The organism is Streptomyces sp. NPDC001985 (genome assembly GCF_040296845.1).
GTDB lineage: Bacteria > Actinomycetota > Actinomycetes > Streptomycetales > Streptomycetaceae > Streptomyces.
In genome coordinates, this window is sequence record NZ_JBEOYB010000199.1 from 1 (window position 1) to 1,146 (window position 1,146).

Here is a 1,146-nt window from a genome sequence, read left to right on the forward strand (position 1 = left end):
CGGGTGGAGCCGGGTGAGGTGGAGGCGGTTGTCGCGCTGCACGGGTCCGTGGGCCAGGTCGCGGTGGTGGTGCGGGAGGACCGGCCGGGGGACAGGCGCCTGGTGGCCTATGTCGTCCCGGCCGCCGGGGGTGTCGATGTCGGTGCGGTACGGGACTTCGCGGGAGACCGCCTGCCCGAGTACATGGTCCCGACGGCCTTCGTCGTCCTGGACGCACTCCCGCTGACCGTCAACGACAAACTCGACCGCAACGCCCTCCCCGCACCCGCCCACGCCACCACCGGCGGCCGGGCCCCCGAGACCGAGGCCGAAAGGACCCTCTGCGGTCTCTTCGCCCAGGTGCTCGGAGTGGAACAGGTGAGCGTCGATGACTCGTTCTTCGAACTCGGCGGCGACTCCATCCTGTCGATGATGGTTGTGTCGGGCGCCCGCCGGGCCGGTCTGGTGATCAGCACCCAGGAGATCTTCGAGCACCGCACGGCAGCGCGGCTGGCCGCCGTCGCCACCCCGCTCACGACCGACACCGCCCCGAAGGAGTCAGCCGCCGGCACCGGCGATGTGCCGCTGACTCCGGTGATGCGCGAACTCCTCAGCCGCACCCGGCCCGACGGCCTCTCCGAGGTGTACCAGTCGGCGCTGGTGGTGGCCCCCGCGAGCCTCACCCTCCCGGTCCTCACCGACGCCGTGCAGACCCTCATCGACCACCACGACGCCCTGCGGGCACGGTTCACCGCCGACGCGGAGGGTGGGCTGACCGTCCCCGAGCCGGGCACTGTGCCCGCCGGGCCGTTGGTGCGCCGGGTGGACGCGGCCGGCCGGGATCTCCAGGGGCTGGTCGACGAGGAGACCCGGGCTGCCGTCGGCCGGCTCGACCCTCTGGCCGGGGTGATGGTCCAGGCTGTCTGGTTCGACCTCGGCCCCGCGACCCCCGGCCGGCTGCTGATCGCCGTCGATCATCTGGTGGTCGACGGAGTCTCCTGGCGAGTGATCCTCGCCGACCTCGCCCACGCCCACGACCAGCTGACCGACGGCCTGCCGGCGCGACTGGCACCCGTACCGGTCTCCTTCCGGCACTGGGCGCGTGAGCTGGTGGCGCAGGCGGGGAGTGCGGAGCGTGCGGCGGAGGTGCCGCTGTGGGCGGAGCTT

General features: G+C 73.0%; 1 protein-coding gene. It reads left to right on the top strand.

The window, feature by feature from the left end; all coding sequences use genetic code 11:
• Positions 1–18 precede the first annotated feature (18 nt).
• The coding region (locus ABT122_RS33570; protein WP_351559986.1) for a condensation domain-containing protein at positions 19–1,146 on the top strand (1,128 nt) is incomplete at its 3' end.